The 3,687-nt window shown below is 48.8% G+C and carries 3 protein-coding genes, 1 pseudogene and 1 riboswitch; all 4 genes and pseudogenes read right to left on the bottom strand.

The window, feature by feature from the left end; genetic code table 11:
• Nucleotides 1–1,173 (bottom strand): TonB-dependent receptor (locus tag B3180_RS10705; protein WP_286844424.1); only part of this gene is annotated, 1,173 nt, incomplete at its 3' end.
• A 49-nt stretch (nucleotides 1,174–1,222) separates the two neighbouring features.
• Nucleotides 1,223–1,321: riboswitch (TPP riboswitch) on the bottom strand.
• Between the two features lie 50 nt (nucleotides 1,322–1,371).
• Nucleotides 1,372–2,073, bottom strand: coding sequence for an NAD(P)H-flavin reductase (fre, locus tag B3180_RS10710; RefSeq protein ID WP_278358873.1), 702 nt, complete (start codon nucleotides 2,071–2,073; stop codon nucleotides 1,372–1,374).
• Nucleotides 2,074–3,546, bottom strand: a complete 1,473-nt coding sequence (ubiD, locus tag B3180_RS10715) for a 4-hydroxy-3-polyprenylbenzoate decarboxylase (protein ID WP_278358874.1) — start codon at nucleotides 3,544–3,546, stop codon at nucleotides 2,074–2,076.
• A 7-nt stretch (nucleotides 3,547–3,553) separates the two neighbouring features.
• A pseudogene (rho, locus tag B3180_RS10720) lies at nucleotides 3,554–3,687 on the bottom strand (transcription termination factor Rho); the annotation flags it as partial.

Here is a 3,687-nt window from a genome sequence, read left to right on the forward strand (position 1 = left end):
ATCGCTTTCAAAAATGGCCGGCACGCCTAAGTCCCAATTAAAGTAATCGCGGGTTAACTGTACCGACTTATCGTAGTAATACAGGCCCAGGACCCATTCACTGTCAATGCCAAAAAGAGCTTCAGGATCATCTGAAAGCCAGCGAACTTCGGCTGTTTTGTCGTCACGTTCACGGAAGTACGCGTCAAAAGAAGAATACTCCCAGCCCGGAGCGATACCTTCGTAAGTCCAGTCTTCATCGTAGGCATAACCCGTGTCGGCATCTAGCTGGTTAACGGACATTTCCAGTCGGCTGTTATCAAAGCCCAGGTAACTCAACTGCAAACGCAGCGCCTGACTTTCTAAACGGTCAAAACCCGGCTCATCAGACAGAGTCTCGCGCGTGTTATCCAGACTGAAAGCGTCGTAACCATTATCAACATCGTTATAGTGCAGAACCGTCTGCAGCAACCAGTCTTTGCTAAGCTCAGTATCGAGCAGTAAGCGGGCACTTAACTCATCGCGCTGTTCAGTGTCTTCCTTATCCAGGTAAGTATTTTCCATATATCCGTCTTGCTGAAACTGGCTGACTGAGAAACGCGCGTTACCTAATGCCCCCAGGCTACCGCCCATGGCTAAACCACCCATGGCTTCAGAATAATTTCCCGCCGATAACTGAAACTCACCGTTGAAATCGCTGCTCGGTGCCGTGCTATCAAGCAACAATAAGCCGGCCATCGCATTCACTCCAAAGCGACCACTTTGCGGACCACGGAAAACTTCGACCTGATTAATATCGAAAAGCGATGCGGCACTGCCTAGTCCGCTGTAATCAATGCCATCAATCAATAAGCCGACAGACGGTGTCACCGGATCAACAAACTGAGAACGCTCGCCAATACCACGGATTTGAATGAAACGAGCCGTGGAGGTACCACCTGAGAAGTTTACGTTAGCGAAGCTATTCAGAGTGTCCTGTAAATGCTGAGAGTGACGCTGCTGCATGGCGTCTTTATCAATAATAGAAACACTGCTGGTGGTTTCATTTAAGGTACGGCGGTGAAAGTCACCACTCACTTCAATAATTTCTATGTCTTGCGTATCTTGAGTGTCTTCTGCAACATCAGCAAATACAGGTGACGTGAATAGCGCAGTAGTTATGCTGGCTGCCAGGTATGAATGGATTATTTTCATGGATCATTTCCTCAAAACAAAGTCAGAAACGATCCGGTAAGGCTGTATTAGACGGGTTTTCTACCATCCCTACGCCAGTATTAACCGGATCAGGTTTTAAGGGTTCGCTAATGCATCTCAGCCGTTGCCGGCACCCCTTGGTAAAGCGGCGTCAGTATAACGCAGCTTATTCGTTAAACAAATTTACTTTCTGTAGAATTAAATGAAGGACAAAGCATCGCCGTAAAGATTATCTAACGGCACGCCTTTAGCCACAAAATCGTCGCGGATAACGCGCACCATCTCAAAGCGTCCAGCCATGTAAACTTCACAGTCCGACAAGTTTTTCTGTCTCGCCATAACCGCATGATGTACTAAGCCAATTGAATAAGGCCAGTCACCCGAAGCGTCTTCAACCACCGGATGGTAATCGAAATTCTCGTACTGCTCCGCCAGGCTCTCCAGCTTGTCATGCAAATACAGGTCGCTTAGGCTTTTTGCCCCCCAATAAAGGCTTAGTGATCGCTCTGGTGACAAGCGTAAATGCTGCTGCAAAATAGAGTAAGCATAAGAAAACCCTGTACCACCGGCAATTAAAACCGCAGGCTGGGTACTTTCCTGACGATAAAAGGCACTACCATCCGGTGCATCAATCTCTAGTTCCCCGTCGGCGCGCACTTTATCCAAAACTTCCATTGCGTAGCTGTTATCCGGCGTAGCACCAACATGAAGTAACCACTCACTTTTATCTGAAGGACATGAAGCAATGCTAAAAGGCCGTTTGTCTCTTTCACCCATGACTACCATCAGATATTGGCCTGCTTTAAATTCAACCGGTTGCGGCAGTTGCAAACGCACTTCCCAAACAGCGTCTGCTAACTGGCGCGAAATATCGGCTTTACAGGTCATTTGTTGACTCATTCACGACTCCATAATGTTCAGTTCGTCCCAAAGCTGGTCGACACGTTGCTTAACATCGTCACTCATGACGATAGGCTCGCCCCATTCGCGGTCAGTTTCGCCTTGCCACTTATTGGTTGCATCCATACCCATTTTTGATCCAAGACCAGACACCGGAGAGGCAAAGTCGAGGTAATCAATTGGCGTGTTTTCAACCAAGGTAGTGTCGCGTGCCGGATCCATTCGGGTCGTCATGGCCCAAATCACATCTTTCCAGTCTCGCGCATTCACATCGTCGTCGCACACAATCACAAACTTGGTGTACATAAACTGACGAAGGAACGACCAGACCCCCATCATCACGCGCTTGGCGTGACCCGGGTACTGCTTCTTCATAGTGACTACGGCTAAACGGTACGAACAGCCTTCCGGTGGCAAATAAAAATCGACAATTTCAGGAAACTGTTTTTGCAGCAACGGAATAAAAACTTCATTTAAAGCAACGCCCAGCACGGCAGGTTCGTCCGGCGGACGTCCGGTATAAGTGCTGTGATAAATTGGGTCTTTACGATGAGTCACATGAGTCACGGTGAATACCGGGAACTCATCCACTTCGTTGTAATACCCGGTATGGTCGCCATAAGGCCCTTCCGGCGCCATTTCGCCCGGCTCGATGTAACCTTCAAGAATGATTTCTGCATGCGCCGGTACTTGTAGTTCATTACTGATGCATTGCGTCACTTCGGTTTTGCTGTCGCGCAGCAGCCCGGCAAAAGCATATTCAGACAAGCTGTCCGGCACCGGTGTTACTGCACCTAAAATGGTCGCAGGATCAGCACCTAAGGCTACCGACACAGGGAATTTTTCACCCGGATGCTGCTGACACCACTCCTGGAAATCCAACGCGCCGCCGCGATGCGACAACCAGCGCATAATAAGCTTATTCGGCCCCAAAAGTTGCTGGCGATAAATGCCTAAGTTCTGGCGCTCTTTATGCGGACCACGAGTTACCGTAAGCCCCCAGGTCACTAACGGCGCTACATCGCCCGGCCAACAATGCTGAATCGGCAACTTAGTTAAGTCAACGCCATCGCCACTCATGATCACTTGCTGACACGGCGCCTTTTTAATGCTTTTCGGCGACATACTCAGCACTTTTTTGTACTTAGGCAGTAAATTCAGTGCGTCACGAAAGCCTTTAGGTGGCTCCGGCTCTTTTAAAAACGCCAGTAACTTACCGACATCCCGTAAAGCGGTCACCGACTCCTGCCCCATACCTAAAGCCACCCGCTCTGGCGTACCAAACAGGTTAGCTAATACCGGCATATCGTGGCCTTTCACGTTTTCAAACAATAAGGCAGGGCCTTCGGCTTTTAAGGTGCGGTCTGATATTTCGGTAATTTCGAGGTAGGGGTCGATTTCTTGTTGGATGCGTTTAAGTTCACCGCGCTCCTCCAGGAGCGCGATGAAATCACGCAAATCTTGATATTTCATACGCCGCTTAGCTGTTGCGTTGACGTTTCATCGATTCGAAGAATTCGTCATTGGTTTTGGTCATCTGCAGACGGTCAATCAAGAACTCCATGGCTTCAACTTCGCCCATTGGATGCATGATTTTGCGCAGGATCCACATTT

The sequence above is a fragment of the Idiomarina sp. UBA4206 genome (genome assembly GCF_002383015.1).
Lineage (GTDB): Bacteria > Pseudomonadota > Gammaproteobacteria > Enterobacterales > Alteromonadaceae > Idiomarina > Idiomarina abyssalis.

Excerpts from the sequence above, each read along its gene's own strand:
- ubiD (WP_278358874.1), bottom strand. The coding sequence starts at position 3,546 with ATGAAATATCAAGATTTGCGTGATTTCATCGCGCTCCTGGAGGAGCGC.
- fre (WP_278358873.1), bottom strand. The coding sequence starts at position 2,073 with ATGAGTCAACAAATGACCTGTAAAGCCGATATTTCGCGCCAGTTAGCA.